At 49.9% G+C, this 20,099-nt stretch carries 20 protein-coding genes; 16 read left to right on the plus strand and 4 right to left on the minus strand.

Going from position 1 to position 20,099, the window contains the following annotated elements; genetic code table 11:
* Together ribH and KNO85_RS02740 are read left to right on the plus strand one after the other, a co-directional pair.
* On the plus strand, positions 1-465 hold the full coding sequence (ribH, locus tag KNO85_RS02735; RefSeq protein WP_147538420.1) for a 6,7-dimethyl-8-ribityllumazine synthase: 465 nt from the start codon (positions 1-3) through the stop codon (positions 463-465).
* Between the two features lie 127 nt (positions 466-592).
* Entirely contained in the window at positions 593-1,828 is a 1,236-nt protein-coding gene (locus tag KNO85_RS02740) for an HD domain-containing phosphohydrolase (protein ID WP_214786733.1), read from the plus strand.
* A gap of 39 nt (positions 1,829-1,867) precedes the next feature.
* Here KNO85_RS02740 and pruA read toward each other — a convergent pair whose 3' ends face one another.
* A complete protein-coding gene (gene pruA, locus KNO85_RS02745; protein WP_214786735.1) occupies positions 1,868-3,412 on the minus strand; it encodes an L-glutamate gamma-semialdehyde dehydrogenase in 1,545 nt (514 codons plus the stop codon).
* 171 nt (positions 3,413-3,583) lie between these two features.
* Here pruA and KNO85_RS02750 point away from each other — a divergent pair, with 171 nt between their 5' ends.
* The 3 genes from KNO85_RS02750 to KNO85_RS02760 all read left to right on the plus strand — a co-directional run bounded on the left by KNO85_RS02750 (position 3,584) and on the right by KNO85_RS02760 (position 6,692).
* A complete protein-coding gene (locus KNO85_RS02750) occupies positions 3,584-4,387 on the plus strand; it encodes a nuclear transport factor 2 family protein (protein WP_214786737.1) in 804 nt (267 codons plus the stop codon).
* Between the two features lie 12 nt (positions 4,388-4,399).
* Positions 4,400-4,837 (plus strand): thioredoxin-dependent thiol peroxidase, encoded by a 438-nt coding sequence (gene bcp / locus KNO85_RS02755; RefSeq protein WP_214786739.1) that lies wholly within the window; start codon positions 4,400-4,402, stop codon positions 4,835-4,837.
* Positions 4,838-5,330: 493 nt separating this feature from the next.
* Positions 5,331-6,692: an alanine/glycine:cation symporter family protein gene (locus KNO85_RS02760; protein WP_214745746.1), complete on the plus strand. Its 1,362-nt coding sequence runs from the start codon at positions 5,331-5,333 to the stop codon at positions 6,690-6,692.
* A gap of 35 nt (positions 6,693-6,727) precedes the next feature.
* On the opposite strand, the gene KNO85_RS02765 is transcribed toward KNO85_RS02760, so the two are convergent.
* Entirely contained in the window at positions 6,728-8,431 is a 1,704-nt protein-coding gene (locus KNO85_RS02765; RefSeq protein ID WP_214786742.1) for a methyl-accepting chemotaxis protein, read from the minus strand.
* Positions 8,432-8,646: 215 nt separating this feature from the next.
* On the opposite strand from KNO85_RS02765, the gene gatC reads away from it, so the two are divergent.
* From gatC to KNO85_RS02805, 8 genes are all read left to right on the plus strand, one after another.
* Positions 8,647-8,937, plus strand: a complete 291-nt coding sequence (gatC, locus tag KNO85_RS02770) for an Asp-tRNA(Asn)/Glu-tRNA(Gln) amidotransferase subunit GatC (RefSeq protein ID WP_012727041.1) — start codon at positions 8,647-8,649, stop codon at positions 8,935-8,937.
* A gap of 11 nt (positions 8,938-8,948) precedes the next feature.
* On the plus strand, positions 8,949-10,391 hold the full coding sequence (gatA, locus tag KNO85_RS02775) for an Asp-tRNA(Asn)/Glu-tRNA(Gln) amidotransferase subunit GatA (protein WP_214745755.1): 1,443 nt from the start codon (positions 8,949-8,951) through the stop codon (positions 10,389-10,391).
* Positions 10,392-10,403: 12 nt separating this feature from the next.
* Positions 10,404-11,834, plus strand: a complete 1,431-nt coding sequence (gene gatB / locus KNO85_RS02780; protein WP_214786744.1) for an Asp-tRNA(Asn)/Glu-tRNA(Gln) amidotransferase subunit GatB — start codon at positions 10,404-10,406, stop codon at positions 11,832-11,834.
* 8 nt (positions 11,835-11,842) lie between these two features.
* Positions 11,843-12,571 (plus strand): WecB/TagA/CpsF family glycosyltransferase, encoded by a 729-nt coding sequence (locus tag KNO85_RS02785; RefSeq protein ID WP_214786746.1) that lies wholly within the window; start codon positions 11,843-11,845, stop codon positions 12,569-12,571.
* Between the two features lie 42 nt (positions 12,572-12,613).
* A complete protein-coding gene (locus tag KNO85_RS02790; protein WP_214786748.1) occupies positions 12,614-13,609 on the plus strand; it encodes a diacylglycerol kinase in 996 nt (331 codons plus the stop codon).
* Positions 13,610-13,664: 55 nt separating this feature from the next.
* Complete coding sequence (rlmD, locus tag KNO85_RS02795; protein ID WP_214786750.1) at positions 13,665-15,026, plus strand: 23S rRNA (uracil(1939)-C(5))-methyltransferase RlmD; 1,362 nt, start codon at positions 13,665-13,667, stop codon at positions 15,024-15,026.
* Positions 15,027-15,098: 72 nt separating this feature from the next.
* Positions 15,099-15,692, plus strand: a complete 594-nt coding sequence (locus tag KNO85_RS02800) for a dihydrofolate reductase family protein (protein ID WP_214786752.1) — start codon at positions 15,099-15,101, stop codon at positions 15,690-15,692.
* The gene (locus KNO85_RS02805; RefSeq protein ID WP_214786754.1) at positions 15,689-16,222 is read left to right on the plus strand and encodes a GNAT family N-acetyltransferase; all 534 of its coding nucleotides are present in this window, start codon (positions 15,689-15,691) and stop codon (positions 16,220-16,222) included. The genes KNO85_RS02800 and KNO85_RS02805 overlap by 4 nt, the downstream gene beginning before the upstream one ends.
* 167 nt (positions 16,223-16,389) lie before the next feature.
* On the opposite strand, the gene KNO85_RS02810 is transcribed toward KNO85_RS02805, so the two are convergent.
* Complete coding sequence (locus KNO85_RS02810; RefSeq protein WP_214786756.1) at positions 16,390-17,058, minus strand: excalibur calcium-binding domain-containing protein; 669 nt, start codon at positions 17,056-17,058, stop codon at positions 16,390-16,392.
* A gap of 208 nt (positions 17,059-17,266) precedes the next feature.
* Between KNO85_RS02810 and KNO85_RS02815 the strand changes: the two genes are divergently transcribed.
* Positions 17,267-17,707, plus strand: coding sequence for a hypothetical protein (locus KNO85_RS02815; RefSeq protein WP_214786758.1), 441 nt, complete (start codon positions 17,267-17,269; stop codon positions 17,705-17,707).
* Here KNO85_RS02815 and KNO85_RS02820 read toward each other — a convergent pair.
* Positions 17,699-18,226, minus strand: a complete 528-nt coding sequence (locus KNO85_RS02820) for an AAA family ATPase (protein ID WP_214786760.1) — start codon at positions 18,224-18,226, stop codon at positions 17,699-17,701. The genes KNO85_RS02815 and KNO85_RS02820 overlap by 9 nt on opposite strands.
* Before the next feature lie 138 nt (positions 18,227-18,364).
* On the opposite strand from KNO85_RS02820, the gene KNO85_RS02825 reads away from it, so the two are divergent.
* On the plus strand, positions 18,365-19,357 hold the full coding sequence (locus tag KNO85_RS02825) for a tRNA dihydrouridine synthase (protein ID WP_012727027.1): 993 nt from the start codon (positions 18,365-18,367) through the stop codon (positions 19,355-19,357).
* Between the two features lie 61 nt (positions 19,358-19,418).
* Positions 19,419-20,054: a GNAT family N-acetyltransferase gene (locus tag KNO85_RS02830; protein ID WP_214786762.1), complete on the plus strand. Its 636-nt coding sequence runs from the start codon at positions 19,419-19,421 to the stop codon at positions 20,052-20,054.
* Positions 20,055-20,099: the final 45 nt, after the last annotated feature.

Below are 20,099 nucleotides of genomic sequence, written 5' to 3' on the forward strand. Positions count from 1 at the left end.
ATGACATATACATTTGAAGGAAACTTAGTTGGAGAAGGCTTAAAGATTGGAATCGTCGTCGGACGATTTAACGACTTGATTACGATGCGTCTACTCGATGGAGCGAAGGATGCGCTGAAGCGTCACGGCGTGAAAGAAGAGGACGTCTCGCTCGCTTTCGTCCCGGGTGCGTTCGAGCTCCCGCTCGTTGCGAAAAAAATGGCGATGAGCAAAAAATACGATGCGGTCATCACGCTCGGTGCCGTCATCCGTGGCGCAACCCCGCACTTTGATTATGTGTGTAACGAAGCGGCCAAAGGAATCGCGCAAGCGAGTTATCAATCGGAGGTCCCAGTCATCTTTGGCGTATTGACGACGGAAACGATCGAACAGGCGATTGAACGGGCTGGTACGAAAGCGGGAAACAAAGGTTGGGAAGCGGCGACATCAGCCATTGAAATGGCGAACTTATTGAAGCAAGTGTGATGTCGAACCGGGTGCATCGTCACCCGGTTTTTCAATTGGGATAAGCAGGGTAAAAAGACTGAAAATTGGGTAAAATAAACTCATGGAACGATTGATTTCATTTCAGACAATAAGGGAGGTTTGGCACATGGCAACTTCGCATGAATCATTGACGTTACAGTTACAACAACAAGAGCGACTCCATCACCTGCTTTCGTCACTCCTCAATCGCTTTTTAACAACAGAGATTGCGGATTTCAAAAAGCGGGTTGACCAGTCGCTAGCCGAACTTGGACATTATTTCGCGGTCGACCGCGTCTATGTCTTCGATTACGATTTCACGAACCAGGTTTGTCACAACACGTTCGAGTGGTGCGCCGAAGGCATCACCGCCGAAATGGACAATCTTCAAGACGTGCCAATCGATGTGTTGCCCGAATGGGTCAACACCCATGTCGCGGGTGAGACGATGTATATTCCCCGCGTGGCTGATTTACCAGAAAATAGTGTCGTCCGCGGGATTCTCGAACCGCAATCCATTCAAAGCCTGCTCGCAGTCCCGATGATGCAAGGGAAGACGTGCCAAGGGTTTGTCGGGTTTGATTCCGTCGTCTCGGAACGGACGTACACGGAGTACGAACAACAGGCACTGCAAGACTTCAGTAATGCACTTCTCGGGGCGGTTGAACGACACCGGATCGAGGCGGGACGCGAAGAAGCACAGCGTATCCTTGCCGAGCGGGAAAAAGAAATGATCGATTATCAAGAAGGACTCGTCCGTACATTGTTACGCCTGTCAGCACTCCGCAACAATGAGACGGGGAACCATATCGAGCGGGTGCAGGATTTGTCGACGCTCTTTGCGACGATTTTATATGATCACCATCATCCGGATGTGTCTCCTCTTTTCATCGAAGGGATTCGACTCGCGGCACCGCTTCATGATATCGGAAAGATCTCTGTCCCGGATGCGATCTTATTGAAGGCGAATAAGCTATCCGATCAGGAATGGGTATTCATGAAAGATCACGTGCGCGTCGGGGGCGAGGTGTTGAAGGATTTACAAACACAGTTTCCTCAAAACTACTTTATCCAGATGGCTTACCAGATTGCCCTCTATCATCATGAACGTTGGGACGGGACGGGATATATTAAAGGCTTAAAAGGGGAAGAAATCCCACTTGCGGCACGAATCGTCACCATCATCGACGTCTATGACGCCCTTCGTACGGTCCGCCCGTATAAACCTGCCTTCTCACATGAAGACTCAATTGTAGCGATGAAAGACATGAACGGAGCGTTCGATCCGACGCTATTTGAACTGTTCTTGCTACATCAAGAAGAGATGGCGATCATGTTCGAACAAACATTTAAAACGCATTAAATCAAAAGAGACGCTCCCGAGGGAACGTCTCTATTTTGATTAGAACGTTTCAGATGTCGTCTTCGCTTGCATGTGGAGTTGGATGTAATCCGGGCCACCTGCTTTTGAATCCGTTCCTGACATGTTGAATCCACCGAATGGCTGGTAACCGACGATTGCGCCAGTGCAACCACGGTTGAAGTAAAGGTTACCGACATGGAAGTTTTGGCGAGCGAACTCTTGGTTCGAGCGGTCACGCGTAAGAACCGCACCAGTCAAGCCGTACTCTGTGTTGTTCGCGATATCGATCGCTTCTTTGAAATCTTTCGCTTTTGTGAACGCAACGACAGGTCCGAAGATCTCTTCTTGCATGAGACGCGCTTTCGGATCGACGTCTGCGACAACTGTCGGCTCGATGAAATAGCCTGTTGAATCATCCGCTTTTCCGCCAGCGACGATGCGTCCTTCTTCTTTGGCGACATCGAAATACGATGTGATTTTTTTGAAGGCCGCTGCGTCGATGACAGGTCCCATGAAGTGTTCGTTCTTCTCTGTGTTGCCGACAGAGAGTTCGTTCGTAAGTTCGACGACGCGGTCAAGTACCGTGTCATACACACTGTCGACGATGACGGCACGTGAACAAGCCGAACATTTCTGACCTGAGAAACCGAATGCCGATTTGACAATCGATTGTGCAGCGAGTTCGAGATCCGCTGACTCGTCGACGACAATCGTATCTTTTCCGCCCATCTCTGCGATGACGCGTTTGAGCCAGATTTGACCTTCGTTCAATTTAGAAGCACGCTCGTTGATGCGCAAGCCCACATCACGTGAGCCAGTGAAACTGATGAAGCGTGTCTTCGGATGGTCGACGAGGTAGTCACCGACTTCTGCCCCAGGTCCTGGGATGAAGTTGAGTACGCCTTTTGGAAGACCTGCTTCTTCCATCACTTCGACGAATTTCGCAGCGACGATTGGTGTCGTCGAAGCTGGCTTCAAGAGAATCGTATTACCGGCAACGATTGCCGCAACAGCTGTACCGGCCATGATTGCGAACGGGAAGTTCCATGGGCTGATGACGATCCCAACCCCGAGTGGGATGTAGTCATAACGGTTATATTCGCCTGGACGGCTCTCGACTTTCTTACCTGGCTTGAGTTCGAGCATTTGACGTGCATAGTATTCCATGAAGTCGATTGCTTCTGCCGTATCCGCATCCGCTTCGTTCCATGGCTTACCAGCCTCTTTGACGAGGTAAGCCGAGAATTCGTGCTTACGTTTGCGGACGATGTTCGCCGCTTTGAACAAGACGTCTGCACGGACGGCTGGGTCGACGTGGCGCCATGAGTCGAACGCTGTGAGTGCTTCTTGCATCGCACGTTCTGCGAGCTCTTGGTTCGCTTTCGAGACGCGACCAATCACTTCTTCTTTGTTCGCTGGGTTGTAAGACGTGATTTTTCCTTCCGTCGTAACCTTTTCCCCACCGATTACGAGCGGATAGTCTTTACCAAGCTCACCGTTCACTTTCTCGATTGCCGCTTGGATCGCATCGGCATTCTCTTTTTGTGTAAAGTCTGTGAATGGTTCATGTTTGTATGGAATCATTCTCGTTCCCCCTTAAAGTGATGTTGAGCGTTAAAGCGCTTACGTCTGTATTGTATCGAAATTATCGTAGAAATCCTAGTGAAACAATTTTCCAGAAACACATGCCATTGGAGCGACAATTCGAGACATGGTAGGATGAGGGAGAACACGGCTTTAGAAAGGACGAACAACATGAAAAAATGGCTCATTCCGCTTCTCCTCGTCTTCACGCTCGGGGCATGTGGGAACGACGAAGAGGCGATTGTAGAAGAAACGAAACGCGCATTGCCGGACGCTGTCATGGAAGTGTATGCGGACTATCAAGCAGCGCTCGAGTCGGGCGATGCCGAGGCGCTCGCGGCCATCGATTATGCGGGTCGCTTGACCGACATCCCGGCGACCGGCGCTGTTACGCGTCAGCTTGCCCCAGGAGATATCTATGAGAGTTGGGTCAACGAGGACGAGGACGTGGCGTTTCTCGTTCATGAAATGGTCGACCAAGACGGCAATCCGCTCCCGAACCGGCTCAGTAAAGTTGCTGTGAAAGATGATGGGGAATGGTCGCTCGTCATCACGCCGACCGCGTTACCAGAGGACGTGATCGCTGAAGTCGGGGAACTTCTCATCGGAGTACAGGCAAACGAATATGGGGTCAATGCGGAAGCGAACGCCCGTCTTGCGGAAGTTCCGGAAGATGAGGCCGGTCCGATTTACGACCGAGTCAATGCCCAGACCGACTATACAGCTTTAGAAGCGGACAATAATGTCTTTCTTCTGATGGCGGAGACGTTGACGGTCGAAGAGAACCAAGCGATCATGGCCGATTACTTTAAAGCGTACGAGAAGTGGTACACCGACAATGAGGCGACGCTTCGAGAAGCGGCCGCTACCGAAGACCCAATCGAGTATATCGAAACACTCGACCCGTTAAAGACAAAACTAGAGGAAGCGATCGATGGTTTTGACGAACAACTCGTCGACCCGTCGTTCGGTTAAGGAGGAAAACAGATGCTTGCACCAACATTTTCATTACCGAACCAAAACGGAGAGATGGTATCGTTAAAAGACTATTTAGGAAAGAAAGTCGTCTTGTATTTTTATCCGCGGGACTCGACACCCGGTTGTACGACGGAGGCATGTGATTTCCGCGATGCGATGCCGAAGATGGAAGGCGCGGTCGTCATCGGGATTTCAGCGGACAGCCAAAAGAAGCACCAGAATTTTATCGCCAAGAATGAGTTGCCGTTCGACTTGCTCGTCGATGAAGATCACGAAGTGTCTGAGTTGTACGGTGTCTGGCAATTGAAGAAAAATTACGGGAAAGAGTACCACGGTATCGTCCGTTCGACTTTCCTGATCAACGAGGACGGCTACATTCAAGAAGAGTGGCGTAATGTCAAAGTGAAGGGACACGTCGAGGAAGTCGTGTCTGCTATTCGTTCGTAAAACGAGCAACTGAAGAGACCACCTTGAGCGGTTTCAGACTGTAGACAAACCATAGGTCTACAGTCTTTTTTTGACCAATCTAGGTACGGCTCGCTTTCCTAGGGCAAGCAGTGAGCCTTCAGTCGCTGCTGGGTCTCACTCTGCTTGCTATTCTCTCAGGAGTCTCGCCTGCCTGTACTTGGTCACTCCTCTCAATCCGACACGAGAGGTCTTTGTACTTTTACATCCGATCCATTTCTTATCGAGATGCAGTCCATCGATTAACGATTCATATTGATTGTGAAATCGGTGCTTCTTAGTGCGGAGGTATATTACAATCATATTTCGAAATAAATTTTAAAAAGCGTATGAGAACAAGGGTTCAGGGAAAATATTACAATTATATAACGTTGTGAAAACGTTTTCTTTAGGTAGTCCACCTTGACTCGATTGTGAATGTTCTGAAAAATATAGGAGAGCGCTCAAATCAAGAACGTAGGAGGAGAGCAACACGGTGAATCAAATTGAAAGTTGGCTGTCGAGTTTATCAAATCTCGTCTGGGGGCCACATTTATTAATCTTACTCGTCGGGACAGGGATCTTCCTGACCGTCCGTCTCGGCTTTATTCAAGTGACGAGGCTTGGTGTCGGCTTGAAAGAGGCCTTTATTCCAAAGAATGAGAAACCGAAGAAGAAACAACGTGGGGACATCTCGCATTTCCAAGCGTTGATGACGGCTTTAGCGGCCACGGTCGGTACCGGAAACATGGTCGGTGTCGCGACGGCAATCGTCCTCGGGGGACCGGGTGCAGTCGTTTGGATGTGGTTATCTGGTTTTGTCGGAATGGCGACGAAATATGCGGAGGCCATCCTTGCGGTCAAATATCGTGTCGTCGATGAACGAGGCGAAATTGCCGGTGGGCCGATGTATTACTTAGAACACGGGCTAAAGAAAAAATGGCTAGGCATGTTGTTTGCCTTATTCGCATCAGTCGCAGCCTTTGGGATTGGGAACGGGGTACAAACGAACTCGATCAGTCTCGCCTTGAACAATTCGTTCAACGTCCCAATGGTTGTGACAGGAATCGTCATGATGGCGGTGACGGCGTTTGTCATTTTAGGTGGTGTCAAATCGATTGGGAAAGTCGTCGGGATATTCGTCCCGTTCATGATTCTTGCATATGTCGGAAGTGGGCTCGTGATTCTTATCATGAACCTTGAATTGGTACCGGGTGCCTTATCGACGATGTTCTCAAGCACATTCAGTGCCGAAGCTATCGGTGGGGGTGCGTTAGGTGCCGCGATTCGCTACGGGGTCGCACGCGGTGTGTTCTCTAATGAGGCAGGACTTGGATCTGCACCGATTGCGGCCGCGGCCGCGAAGACCGACTTCCCGGGACGACAAGCACTCGTCTCGATGACACAGGTCTTGATCGATACGCTCATCGTCTGTTCGATTACCGGACTCACGATTGTCATGGGTGGTCAATACACGGAAGGACTTGAAGGAATTGCCTTGACGCAAGCGTCATTCGCTTATTTCTTAGGACCAATCGGTGAAATCATCGTGACGGTCTCACTCGTCTTCTTCGCCTATTCCACTGTCCTTGGCTGGTGTTATTACGGGGAACGTTCCGCGTACTATTTACTTGGGGAAAAAGTCATCGTCCCGTATCGTGTCCTCTATATTTTAGTCGCAGGGCTCGGTGCAATGACGACGAACTTGAATTTGATTTGGTCCATCTCGGATGTGTTCAACGGTCTCATGGCGATTCCGAACTTGATTGGACTCTTGTTCCTATCAGGTGTCGTCGTCGCCGAGACAAAACGATTCGAACTCGAACGAAAAAAAGAAGCGGTGCAATCTGCCGCCTAACGAGAAACCCGCCGACACGTGTCGGCGGGTTATTTTCATACCTTGAATTGTCGAATCAATGAATCGAGTTCTTCCATCTTCTGTTGCGACTGTTCGGTCGCGCGGTTCAATTCAGCGAAGCGATCGACGGACAGCGTTACTTTTTCAGCGATTTCCTGTGTACCGAGCGCTCCGTTGTTGACGGTCGTCGCCACGTCTTGAATGACACCAATCATGTTCGATGTCAATTGCTCGAGTTCACCCGCGGCAGCGGCGAACTCGGTCGCGGTCGTCTCGAAGCGACCTGCGTCCTCGCTATATTGTCCGGCTGCCTCCTCGAGTTGGTCGTAGTCTTTCAAGACATTCGTATCGAGGAAGTGAAGCATCTGCCCGGAGCTTTCATTCAAGTGGTCGACCGAATGAAGAACGGTCGTCGAGATCGCTTGGATGCGTTCGACGGTCGCGCGACTCGTCTCGGCGAGTTTACGAATCTCATCGGCGACGACGGCGAATCCACGACCGGCCTCACCGGCACGTGCTGCCTCAATCGAAGCATTGAGGGAGAGAAGGTTCGTTTGGGCGGCGATATCAAGGATGTCATTCGTGAGGGTCGCGATTTCCCGTACAGCTTTCGCGTCTTGCATCGCTTTCTCCAAGTTCGTGCGCGTTGAGTGAAGCACGCTAATGGCGTTCTCTTTCGCCTCTACCGCATGTGACTTGAGGGAGAGGGCGCGTTCATCGATTTGTTTCGCTTCGACTTTGCGCTCATCGGCCATCGTCACGATGTGGTGAATCGTCCGTTCCATATCGGATGCAGACGCGTTCATCTCTTGCGCGCTTGCCGCGGTCTGTTGCATCCCGGCGGTCAAGTCTTCCGTCGTTGCGGCGGTCGTCGTCATATACGTGTCGAGTTCTTTCAACTCTTCATACATATGTGTCGATTGTTTCGTCACACCCGTTGTGACGTCGTTTACTTGAAAGATCAACTGACGCAAGTTGGCGATGAACTGATTGAAGTCGCGGGCAAGTCCAGCGAACTCGTCGCGGCGCTTCACAGGAATCGATGTCGTCAAATCTCCCTCGCTCGTCGCGAGTTCGTGCATCTTCGTCTTGAACTCTTTGAGCGGCTCAAAGATGGAACGGAAGATGAAGAGCATCATGAGGATGGTCATGACGGCAGCGACCCCGAGAACAATGAGGAGCGTCAGCTGAACCTGTCCAAACATTTCAGCTGCTGCGGCCGTGTCTGTCTGAATCGCTTCACGGTTCAGGTTGACGAGGAGGCCAAGCGAATTCGAGAGGGTGTCCGCACTAGCGGTAGCCGTGTCACGAATGTACGCTTCCGCAGCTTCTGTACCTTCTTCATTTGAAATACGGATAAGTTCATTCATGACGGTCTGGAAGTTGGCCCAATCGGAACTTGCTTGATCGAAGAGCTGTTGGTCCTCCTCCATGATGATCGTCGCTTCATATCCATCCATCCGTTGCTCTAAAATGGCGACGGACGCTTGAATGTCTCGCTCGATGTTTTGTTTCGTCACCGCGTCATCGACGAGGGCGTGGCGAATGAGGTGGCGGCGAATTTCGAGCAATTGCTTATCGACTTGATGAATCTGGTCCATCCCCGGTACCCAGGAGACGGTCATATCTTCTTGAGCCGCTTTTGAGGCGTTCAAGGCATACCAAGAGTAACCGCTTACACCAAGAAGCAACACAAACATGATGCTAAAGGCGGTGATTAGTTTATTTCGGATCGACATATGATTCCTCCTTAACGAATCGTTTCTATCATAAGCATAATCAGAATCCGTCGCCGACCGTATAGCTGATTTCGAAAGCGGGTCAATATTCGGGGTAGATTCCCCTAGTTTCATAAAAATAAGACAATTTAGAACGAGATAGATTTCCTTTTTTGTCTTATGAAAAAGTGGTATGATAATGAACGATGTATTGAAAACTGTTGGAGGTGGGAATTTTGGCTCGTATTACAGAAGCTGAAGTTCGGCACGTCGCCGGACTTGCCCGACTTGCGATCACGGATGAAGAAGTGACGCACTTCACGGAGCAATTGACAAAAATTCTCGAGTTCGCCGAGCAACTCGATGAGCTGGATACAACGGGCGTCGAACCGACGACCCATGCCCTAGATTTGAAAAACGTACTACGCAAAGACGAGGTTCGTCCATCGCTTCCACGTGAGGAAGTCGAACGGATGGCACCTGACTGGGAGAACGGTCAAGTCCGTGTCCCTGCGGTCTTTGAGTAAGGAGGCCTTTCATGAGTTTATTTGACCACGGTGTAGCGAAATTGCATACGCTATTAAAAGAAGGCGAAGTCACGGTCACGGACCTCGTCAAAGAGTCATTCGATCGTATCGAAGCGACGGATGACAAAATCGGTGCGTTTTTGACGCTCAATGAAGATGCGTTCGAGCAAGCGAAACGCATGGATGAGCTCGCGAAAACTTCAGACGATCCGCTCTTCGGTATGCCGATTGGCGTAAAAGATAACATCGTCACAAAAGGGATGCGCACGACATGTGCCTCGACGTTCCTCGAGAACTTCGTCCCGGCACACGATGCGACAGTTGTGGAGCGTCTTCACGACGCCGGCGCTGTCACAATCGGGAAGTTGAACATGGACGAGTTTGCGATGGGTTCATCGAACGAGAACTCGGCGTTCAAACCGGTCCGTAACCCATGGGACCCGACACGTGTACCAGGAGGTTCTTCAGGCGGTTCAGCGGCATCGGTCGCAGCTGGGCAAGTCCTCTTTAGCCTCGGTTCGGATACGGGTGGTTCGATCCGTCAACCAGCCGCTTATTGCGGTGTCGTCGGTATGAAACCGACATACGGTCTCGTCTCGCGCTTCGGCCTCGTTGCCTTCGCGTCTTCACTCGACCAAATCGGTCCGCTCACGCGTACCGTTGAAGACAATGCTTACTTATTGAATACGATTGCAGGACATTGCGACATGGATTCGACGTCAGCCGAGGTTGAGGTGCCTGACTATACGGCAGCACTTAACCAAGATTTGACGGGGATGAAGTTCGCCCTTCCAGAAGAATTTATGGCAGAAGGCGTCGCACCAGGCGTCCGCGAACAAATCGAAAAAGCAATCGAGACACTCAAGTCTCTCGGTGCGACAATCGAGACGGTATCCATCCCGTCCGTGAAGTACGCACTTTCGGCTTACTACTTGCTCGCATCGTCAGAAGCCTCTTCAAACTTGGCTCGTTTCGACGGCATCCGTTACGGACGCCGCGCCGAAGCGGACACGCTCGACGAAGTGTTCACGTATTCGCGTGAACAAGGTTTCGGTGATGAGGTCAAACGCCGGATCATGCTTGGGACATATGCGCTCAGCTCTGGGTATTACGATGCGTTCTACAAGAAGGCACAACAAGTCCGTACCCTCATGAAGCAGGACTTCGCGAAAGTGTTCGAAGAGTACGATGCCATCGTTGGACCTACGGCACCGACGACAGCGTTCAAACTTGGCGAACAACTCGACGATCCGCTCACGATGTATGCGAACGATATCATGACGATTCCGGTCAACTTGGTCGGTATCCCGGCGATCTCGGTCCCGGCAGGTCTCTCAGAAGGACTTCCGGTCGGTCTTCAAATTATCGGGAACTACTTTGATGAATCAACACTTTACCGCGTGGCCCATGCTTTTGAACAAGCAAACGGCGGTTTCAAGATGCCACAGCTCTAAGGAGGACGTACGATGAACTTTGAAACGATCATCGGGATCGAGGTGCACGCCGAGCTGAGCACGAAGTCGAAGATTTGGTGTGGCTGCTCACGCACTTACGGTGCCGAAACGAATACACAGACGTGTCCGATTTGTCTCGGACACCCGGGCGTCTTGCCTAAATTGAACGAAGAAGCGGTCAACCTCGCGATTAAAGCAGCGATGGCACTCAATTGTGAGATCGCGACAGATACAAAATTTGACCGCAAGAACTACTTCTATCCTGACACGCCGAAAGCGTATCAAATCTCGCAGTTCGACAAGCCGATCGGCTCGAACGGTCACGTCGACGTCGAAGTGGACGGAGAGATGAAACGATTCCGCATCGAGCGCGTGCACTTGGAAGAAGATGCTGGGAAGATGAACCATACGGGCGAGAAACATTCGGTCGTCGACTTCAACCGGACCGGCTCACCGCTCATCGAGATTGTCAGTGAAGCGGATATGCGTTCGCCGAAAGATGCGGTCGCATACCTCGAACGTTTGAAAGAGGTCCTTTCGTTCGCTGGCGTCTCGGACGTCAAGATGGAAGAAGGGTCGCTTCGTTGTGACTGTAACATCTCGGTCCGTCCATACGGGCAAGAGAAGTTCGGGACGAAGACAGAGCTTAAGAACTTGAACTCGTTCTCGAACGTCTTGAAGGCACTCGACTTTGAAGAGACGCGTCACCGTAAATTGCTTCTCTCAGGTGGCGTCATGCGTCAAGAGACGCTCCGCTATGATGAGGCAGCGAAAAAGACGATTCTCATGCGTGTCAAAGAAGGGGCAGCGGACTACCGCTACTTCCCAGAGCCGGACCTCGTCCGTCTCGAAATCGATGAGGCATGGAAAGAGCGCATTCGCGCGACAATCCCAGAGATGCCGGCAGCACGTCGTGAACGCTACATGAGCCAATACGGTCTCTCGGCATACGATGCGAAAGCCCTCACGTCGACGCGTGAGTTCTCGGACTTCTTTGAATCGACGACAGCGGCTGGAGCTGAACCGAAGGCAGCAGCGAACTGGCTCATGGGCGAAGTGCTCGGTCACTTGAACAAGTCAGATGAAACGGTCGAGACGATGAAGTTGACACCGGAATCACTCGCAGAACTCATCCGCTTAATCGCGGAAGGCACGATTTCATCGAAGATTGCGAAGCGTGTCTTCACAGCGATGATGGAAGAGGGCGCAGAGCCGAAAGCGTATGTCGAAGCGAACGGTCTCGCCCAAATCTCGGACGAGAACTTGCTCCGCGGCTACATTCTCGAATTGTTCGAGGCACATCCGCAAATGATCGAAGACTTCAAGAACGGGAAAGACCGTGCGAAAGGCTTCATCATCGGGCAAATCATGAAACAGACGAAAGGGATGGCGAACCCGGCACTCCTCGATGGCTTGTTCCACGAAGAGATTGCAAAACGCTGAGGAGTCTTATGAATTTTCATGAAAGTCGTGTATTGGATTATACATTTTTAGATGCAAGTCTCGATAGCTGGCTGCAGGTCATGAAGCGTAAACTTCATGACGGTGAAAAGGCGTTCATCATTACTGCAAACCCTGAAATCGTCATGCAGGCGGAGCGTGATCCGGCATACAAACGTATTGTCCAAAAGACAAAGTATCTCGTTCCGGACGGTGTGGGAATCCAATGGGCCTCGAAGCGATTTCATCAACCGATTCGTCACGTGATCCCTGGAATCGAATTGACTGAACAATTGCTTCAAGAAGCGGATCAACATGGATACCGGTTGCTCAGTTATGGGGCAAAACCGGAAGTGCAGGAACGGTTCTATGAAGTGATCCGGAAGCGATATCCAAACATCCAATGGGTAGGGCATATTCATGGTTACATTCAGGATGACGAGAAACAAGAATTGATGGAACGCTGCGTCAAAGAGCGCCCCGACCTTGTATTAGTGGGTTTAGGGATGCCGTTACAAGAACAATGGATTGCATCTGTTATCGACCAGGTTGATAAAGGCATTTATATTGGTGTGGGCGGTACGTTTGATGTACTCTCCGGTCAAGTGAAGCGTGCCCCTAAAGTATTTCGAGTCATGAAGTTAGAGTGGGTGTTTCGAATCATGACGCATGCTCGAGGGAAGAAAAAATTGATGGACATAGGTCAATTTATCTTTCGTGTGCTGAAAGCATCCAAATAATGTGTTGGTAAAACTTTTTAGAACGAATCGATGGTGGTAATTATGCGTAAACGTGCGCGGGTCATTTATAACCCGACATCAGGTAAAGAAGTGATCAAACGGGAACTCCCGTACATTTTAAACCGTCTCGAGGATGCGGGTTATGAGACGTCAACGTATGCGACGAAAGCGATTGGTGATGCCACGCTCGAAGCAAAACGGGCCTCAGCGGCGGACTTTGACCTCATTATCGCCGCAGGTGGAGACGGCACACTCAATGAAGTCATCTCAGGGCTTGCGCCGCTTGAGAATCGTCCAACGATCGGACTCATTCCGGTCGGTACCACAAATGATTTCGCCCGGGCCATGCGAATCCCGCTCAGCGTCGTCGGCGCACTCGACGTCATTTGTGACGGGTTCGAGATGCCGGTCGACCTTGGAGAGATTGAAGGCGAGAAAGGTGATATCCACTATTTCATTAATATCGCCGGCGGTGGCATCATGACCGAACTTTCGTACGAAGTGCCATCGAAATTAAAGACGGCACTTGGGCAGCTCGCTTATTACGTAAAAGGGATGGAAAAACTGCCGCTCATCAAACCAACGTACATCGAGCTCGAGCATGACGAAGGAACGTTCCAAGGGGAAGTGATGATCTTCCTCACGTCAAACTCGAACTCGGTCGGTGGATTTGAAAAAATCTCACCACACGCATCATTGAATGACGGGTTGTTCGACCTGTTCATCCTTCGGAAGTGTAACTTGTTCGAGTTCATCCATGTCGTCCGTCTCCTCCTCCGTGGTGAGCATTTATCAAGCTCGCTCGTCGAACATGTGAAGACGAGCCGCGTCAAGATGAAGACGACAGAACCGATGAGTCTGAACATCGACGGCGAGTACGGCGGTGAGTGCACCGGTGAGATGCGGAACTTGTTCCGTCATTTGACGGTACTCGCACCGAACGCCCGAATCCGTGAGATGGAAGATTTGAATGCACAATATGAACGCGAGCAGATGATCAAGCAATTGTTCAATGTTTCGCTCGATAAAGCAGAGTGAAAAGATAGGAATGACGACATCAGTCATTCCTATTTGCAATGGAAGGAGCATTCGTATGCTACCAGTGAAAAAGAATGACCGTCTCGATGTCCACGTCCACGACTTGACCCACGAAGGGGCGGGTGTGGCACGTGTCGATGGCTATACGCTGTTCGTTCCGAACGCGTTACCAGGAGAGACGGTCGAAATCGTCGTGACGAAGACGAACAAACAGTACGGATTCGCCCGATTGTTGAACGTGAAAGAAGCGAGTGCGGACCGGGTCGAGCCACCATGCCCGATCTTTTATCAATGTGGCGGTTGCCAGTTGCAACACTTCAGCTATGAAGGACAACTTCGCCAGAAGCGGGAACGCGTCGTCGATGCGCTCAAGCGCCTCGGTCAGTTCGACGTGCCAGTCCATGACACAATCGGCATGCCAGAACCTTGGCGCTACCGTAACAAGGCACAAGTCCCGTTCAAACAAGAAGGAGACCGTCTCGTCTCGGGCTTCTATCGCCCACGTTCGCATGACATCGTTGAGATGAGCGAATGTTTGATTCAAGATGAGCGCAATGACAAAGCCGTTCAAGTCGTTCGTGACGTGTTAGATGCACGTGGTGTGCCGGCGTATGACGAGAAGACCGGACGTGGCGTCATCCGTCACGTCATGGCCCGATATGGATATCATTCGGGTGAACTCATGATTGTCCTCATCACGAAGACGACGAAACTAAAAGGCGTGAATGAAATCGTCGCCGACATCGTCGAGCGTCTCCCAGACGTGACATCGATCATGCAAAACGTCAACCCGGACAAGACGAATGTCATCCTCGGGGCGACGAACAAGTTGCTGTACGGCCATGAGACGATTGAGGATAAAATCGCAGGACTGACGTTCACGATTTCCCCGCACTCGTTCTTCCAAGTCAACCCGGTCCAAACGGAGAAGCTGTACGGAAAAGCACTGGAGTACGCACAGTTGACAGGTACGGAGCAAGTGGTCGATGCGTATTGTGGTATCGGGACAATCAGTCTCTTTCTCGCACGTAAAGCAGCGCACGTATACGGGGTCGAAGTCGTACCGGAAGCCATCGAGGATGCGAAACAGAATGCGCTCGTCAATGAGATGGATAATGTGACGTACGTATGTGGAGCAGCCGAAGACGTGCTTCCACAATGGAAGAAAGACGGCGTGAACCCGGACGTGATCGTCGTCGACCCGCCACGGAAAGGGTGTGCTGAGTCGTTCCTCGAGACGATGGTCGAGATGGGACCGAAGCGGATTGTGTACGTATCTTGTAACGTCGCCACACAAGCGCGTGATATGCGTTACCTCGCAGACCGTGGCTATCGCTTGATGGAAGTGACGCCGGTCGACATGTTCCCGCATACGGCGCATGTGGAGACGGTGGCATGGATGGAGAAAGTAGAATAAGATGAATGTATCATGCCTTCGATTGAATCAATCGGAGGCTATTTTTGTAAGCAAACGAAAGGGGAGTCGGAGATGAGAAAAATCATTGTTCTGGAGCATCTATCGTTAGATGGTGTGATTCAAGCACCAGGTGGAAAAGAAGAGGACATGAGTGGGGATTTTATGCATGGTGGATGGACGGAACCGTTTTCGAGTCAAGAGCTTGGGATTTGGATTCGGACGCAAATGAACAGTGAGTTTGATCTGTTGCTCGGTCGAAAGACATATGATCAGTGGGCGAGTTACTGGCCGAACCATGATGACGTCTGGCCGGAAGCCAACCGTGCGATGAAGTATGTGGTTACGCGGCAATCACGGGATTCGCTTTGGGAATCAACGACGTTTCTGACAGAACCGGTCGAAGCGTTGAAACAAATCAAACAAGAAGATGGACCAGATTTGCATGTCTGGGGCAGCAGTGAACTCGTGCACACGTTACTCGCGAACGACCTCATCGATGAATACCGATTGATCATGTATCCGATTATCATCGGTTCCGGCAAGCGTCTTTTCCCGGACGGTAACATCTTACCACTTCAACTAGATGCGATCGAGCAACAGTTGATGCCGAACGGGGTCAGTATCGTCCGCTACGAACGCATTCAAAAAGATGGAGCGGAGCTATGAGAATCGAGCAGCACCTCGAGATGACCATTTCAGAATCGATAAATACGGAACTGATTGAGCTATTACAACATGCGTTTCCTTCCATTTATCCGAATCGCCGTTACTTCAAGCAATTGCCCCATCTCCGACTGATTGCGTATGAAGACGAACAAATCATCGGGCAAGTTGGGTTAGACTTTCGTGTGATGAATGTGGACGGGGAGCCGATTCACGTGCTTGGTATCATTGATTTATGTGTGAGAAAAGAAGTTCGGGGACGTGGAGTCGGACTGGCGTTAATGGAAGAAGTCATTGCCCTCGGAGAAGAGTACCCCATCGACTTTCTCCTGTTGTTCGCAGACCGACCAGACCTTTACGAACGAATTGGGTTTCACACGGTATCCAACACGTGCACGTGGCTTCAAATCGATGACGAGAACCAGACGACACGTGGTATTGGTGAGGCGTCATTTGACGAACTGATGGTCCGGTCGGTCGGGGATAAGAAATGGACGGAAGGGAAACTCGATTTGCTCGGATACTTATATTAGGAGGATACGAATGAATCTTAAACAAGTGACAGAGGTGTATGAATCATACGAACAAAAAATTGGTGCCCGGAAACGAGTGTACGAAACGAGCGGAGAATTATGTTTTTCAGAAACGATTGAAAAAGGAGTGAATCGTCTCGAATTCACTCCTTTATTAGGAAAGGTGATCATTCACATGCCCAGCCGTCGTTGTCACGATCCATTTTAGGTTGATACGCTGGATGGTCGGAAGAAACACCACCTGGATAGGTTCCTCGTAAGTCTGTACAGTTTTGGAAGTTCTCAGAGGGTTGCGATGTTTGAGTATTCGATTCGGTCGATTCCGAAGCTTGTGCCTGTTGCTCAAGTTCATTTTTCACCTCTGCGATGGCAGCTGCAGCCTTTTCCTGTTCTTCTTTTCGAACTGATGCGATTTTCTCTTCTACTTGTTGTGCAGCCTCTTTTTTCACACGTTGTAACTCACTTTCAAATTCTTCACGCAATTTTGTTTCGGCTTCTTCAAGTCTCTGATTCGTTGATTCTCTGGCGTCTGACAGTTGTTGCCGTAAGTCTTCGTTTTCAGATAAATAGGTATCCAGTTGATCTTGTAACTTTTCTTTTTCAGAATTGGCGGAACTCAATTTTTCCTCAATGAGCGATAAATCTTGCTCATATTGTTCCATTGAAATCGTCTCTTCGAAACTACATGAAGCTAATAGAAAAACTGATGAGAGGACTGCGAAAATGATGAAGAAGCGAGGGGAAAGTCGTGATTGCTGAACGTAATTGCTCAAAATAAAAGTTGTCACAATAAGTAAAACTATTAGGAATAGCCCGACTAACAAAATATTTTCCATACCATATCCTCCTTTCTCTTATCGATATCCAAAACAACCCACTTATTTATATTTATTTTACCAATTTTTAAATTGATAAACGGAATGAATGAAGTATGTTTTCAATTGATTATTGTTTTTTTCAATTCATTGCTGATTATGGGAGATGTATGAGAAAGGTAAGAAGTGAATTTTCACGAAGAAGATAGATACAAAAAGGAGGGATTTGATGAAACAATATACGATTCGAAACCGTAACGTCCCGCTTTCCTTACGTGATACTGTCATCACAGAAGCGACCGTGATCGGTTCGACCATCCGTCTCGTGTTTGCGGATGGAATCCGAGATTTGTTCAAGAAGGAAGCGGTGTGGACAGGACGTGCCACCGTGACGATTTCGAATGTAGAGTGGGACTCTTCTTCACTTACACGCTTTGGTGAAACGACCTATGCGATGTGTCCAATCGAACAACTCAGCCAGTTCATCAAAAGTGGAAGGTTCGAGATTGTCGATGAGTTGTATGGTTATCGCCAGCTCTTATTACGCTGCATGTGGTTGACCGATACGACGTGTGAAACAGTAGAACTAAGTCTGTCCCACGCAAGCGAGCTCGTCATCCGATGGGAAGACGAGCCTGTGGAAGAGATGTATGAATCTGAATCATTTTGAAGAAAGCGTTAGTCCTACATGCTGAGCGACTGCTCTCGCGACATCTTCTTTTGATTGATAGTCTGTTGCAATTTTTTCTGCATGAATTTCAGATTGAAATGCGGACTGGCAGCGGTCGATTTGGGATTTACCCCAAGAGTTAAACCATTCGAATCGTTTATTCAAGCGTCTGACGAGCGTTCGTCGATTCGCTTCAAGGATGAGGTGGCGTACGTCAATCCCGTCTCGTTGAAGCCGCCCGATGATTTCGTCTACATACGTTGCGTTCACAAGTGTCATCGGAACGAGAATGACCCCATCGAAGGACGTGGCGATCTTCAACAGCATCTGATAGTTGAACTCCTGCCATTCCGGATGGTGCTGAAAATCAGGCTGTTGAAGACTCTTCGGCAATTGACCGCGAATGAAAAAGTCGGCCTGTTCCGGGTCGTACAGAAACGCGTTCGGTAGCTGTTTCTCGAGTATCTTGGCACATGTCGTCTTGCCTGAACCGAAAGCGCCGTTGATCCATATAATCATTCCTTCTCCTCATTTCATTGTCATTGTTCCTTTATTATATCGAACGGTGTGGTGAAACAGTTGATACAATCCGACAGACATAATAGAATAGATGAGTGATTTTGTTGGACTGTATGGATGAAAGGAACTGATTTTACGATGAAAGAAAACTTTTGGCGCGACCTTCCGCGTCCATTCTTTATACTTGCCCCAATGGAAGATGTGACCGATGTCGTCTTCCGCCACGTCGTCGCTCATGCGGGACGCCCGGACGTCTTCTTCACAGAATTCGCCAATTCGGATAGCTATTGCCACCCTGAAGGGAAAGGTAGCCTTCGTGGCCGTTTGACATTCACGGAAGATGAGCAGCCGATGGTCGCCCACATCTGGGGAGACAATCCGGAATATTTCCGTCAAATGAGTATCGGTATGGCCGAGATGGGTTATAAAGGACTTGATATCAACATGGGATGCCCGGTCCCGAACGTCGCAAAACGTGGGAAAGGGAGTGGCCTCATTCTCCGTCCGGAAGTCGCGGCTGAGCTCATTCAAGCAGCGAAAGCCGGCGGCATCCCGGTCAGCGTCAAGACGCGCCTCGGTTTCGCGAAGCTCGACGAGTGGCGCGACTGGTTGACGCATCTCTTGAAGCAAGATATCGCGAACTTGTCGATTCACTTGCGCACGCGCAACGAGATGAGTAAAGTCGACGCTCATTGGGAAATGATTCCGGACATCGTGAAACTCCGTGACGAGATTGCACCGGATACGCTCATCACGATCAATGGGGACATCCTCGACCGTCAAATGGGCCTCGAACTCGTTGAGAAATACGGGGTCGATGGTGTCATGATCGGTCGCGGGATCTTCAAAAATCCGTTCGCGTTTGAGAAAGAACCACGCGAGCACTCGATGGAAGAGCATCTTGATCTATTGCGTCTGCAACTGGACCTTCAAGACAAATTCCAAGAGGACGTGCCACGTTCGATTTCGAACTTGCACCGTTTCTTCAAGATTTATGTCAAAGGATTCCGCGGGGCGAGCGAGCTCCGTCATAATCTGATGGAAACAAAATCGACAGATGAGGTACGGGCGTTGCTTGATGCTTTCGTAGAGAAATATCATGAAGAAGAGGCGGCGCTGGCTGCCGAATAAACAATCAGGTTCAGCGAAAGCTGGACCTTTTTTGTATAATGATTGGAAAGGAGTGAGGCGAATGTTCAACATACGAAAAGAAAGACAGGAAGATGAACGTCGCGTCGAAGCGATTGCTCGGGAAGCGTTTTGGAACTTATATTTCCCGGGATGTCATGAGCATTATGCGATTCATCAACTGCGAAAACATGAAGATTACTTGCCCGAATTGTCATGGGTCATCGAGGTGGACGGAGAACTGGCCGGCGGGATTTTTTACTCGAATTCGAAAATCGTAGACGGAGAAGAGTCGGTTGATACGATCACATTCGGTCCGGTTTTCATCGACCCGAAGTACCACCGACAAGGACTTGGCAGACATCTCATTACGCATTCGATCGAGCATGCAAAGTCGCTTGGCTATCGTGCGATCCTGACACTCGGCTATCCGTATCATTATGAGCCGTATGGATTTGTAGGCGGGAAGCGATATGACATCTCAATGCCGGACGGACAGTACTATAAAGGATTGCTCGTGTTACCTTTATACGAAGGGGCGCTAGAGGGGGTTCGGGGTATCGCGGTATTCACAGAAGGCATGGAAGTGGAAGAAGCGGAAGTAGAGGCGTTCGACGCTACGTTTCCGAAGAAACAGAAAGAAGTGCTTCCGAGTCAACGGGAGTATGAATTCGTTTCGACTGAGCTTGATGAATCATGAAGAAATACCAAGGAATTATTTCCTTGGTATTTTCTCTTGCCCCAT

The sequence above is a fragment of the Exiguobacterium sp. s124 genome (assembly GCF_018617485.1).
Classification (GTDB): Bacteria; Bacillota; Bacilli; order Exiguobacteriales; family Exiguobacteriaceae; genus Exiguobacterium; species Exiguobacterium aestuarii.

What these genes read in the sequence shown, in the direction of transcription:
- KNO85_RS02830 (WP_214786762.1), top strand. Translation starts at nt 19,419, where the DNA reads ATGTTCAACATACGAAAAGAAAGACAGGAAGATGAACGTCGCGTCGAA.
- KNO85_RS02740 (WP_214786733.1), top strand. Translation starts at nt 593, where the DNA reads ATGGCAACTTCGCATGAATCATTGACGTTACAGTTACAACAACAAGAG.
- KNO85_RS02790 (WP_214786748.1), top strand. Translation starts at nt 12,614, where the DNA reads ATGCGTAAACGTGCGCGGGTCATTTATAACCCGACATCAGGTAAAGAA.
- KNO85_RS02810 (WP_214786756.1), bottom strand. Translation starts at nt 17,058, where the DNA reads ATGGAAAATATTTTGTTAGTCGGGCTATTCCTAATAGTTTTACTTATT.
- gatA (WP_214745755.1), top strand. Translation starts at nt 8,949, where the DNA reads ATGAGTTTATTTGACCACGGTGTAGCGAAATTGCATACGCTATTAAAA.
- rlmD (WP_214786750.1), top strand. Translation starts at nt 13,665, where the DNA reads ATGCTACCAGTGAAAAAGAATGACCGTCTCGATGTCCACGTCCACGAC.
- KNO85_RS02800 (WP_214786752.1), top strand. Translation starts at nt 15,099, where the DNA reads ATGAGAAAAATCATTGTTCTGGAGCATCTATCGTTAGATGGTGTGATT.
- bcp (WP_214786739.1), top strand. Translation starts at nt 4,400, where the DNA reads ATGCTTGCACCAACATTTTCATTACCGAACCAAAACGGAGAGATGGTA.
- KNO85_RS02825 (WP_012727027.1), top strand. Translation starts at nt 18,365, where the DNA reads ATGAAAGAAAACTTTTGGCGCGACCTTCCGCGTCCATTCTTTATACTT.
- KNO85_RS02765 (WP_214786742.1), bottom strand. Translation starts at nt 8,431, where the DNA reads ATGTCGATCCGAAATAAACTAATCACCGCCTTTAGCATCATGTTTGTG.
- KNO85_RS02815 (WP_214786758.1), top strand. Translation starts at nt 17,267, where the DNA reads ATGAAACAATATACGATTCGAAACCGTAACGTCCCGCTTTCCTTACGT.
- pruA (WP_214786735.1), bottom strand. Translation starts at nt 3,412, where the DNA reads ATGATTCCATACAAACATGAACCATTCACAGACTTTACACAAAAAGAG.
- ribH (WP_147538420.1), top strand. Translation starts at nt 1, where the DNA reads ATGACATATACATTTGAAGGAAACTTAGTTGGAGAAGGCTTAAAGATT.
- gatB (WP_214786744.1), top strand. Translation starts at nt 10,404, where the DNA reads ATGAACTTTGAAACGATCATCGGGATCGAGGTGCACGCCGAGCTGAGC.
- KNO85_RS02820 (WP_214786760.1), bottom strand. Translation starts at nt 18,226, where the DNA reads ATGATTATATGGATCAACGGCGCTTTCGGTTCAGGCAAGACGACATGT.
- KNO85_RS02805 (WP_214786754.1), top strand. Translation starts at nt 15,689, where the DNA reads ATGAGAATCGAGCAGCACCTCGAGATGACCATTTCAGAATCGATAAAT.
- KNO85_RS02750 (WP_214786737.1), top strand. Translation starts at nt 3,584, where the DNA reads ATGAAAAAATGGCTCATTCCGCTTCTCCTCGTCTTCACGCTCGGGGCA.
- KNO85_RS02785 (WP_214786746.1), top strand. Translation starts at nt 11,843, where the DNA reads ATGAATTTTCATGAAAGTCGTGTATTGGATTATACATTTTTAGATGCA.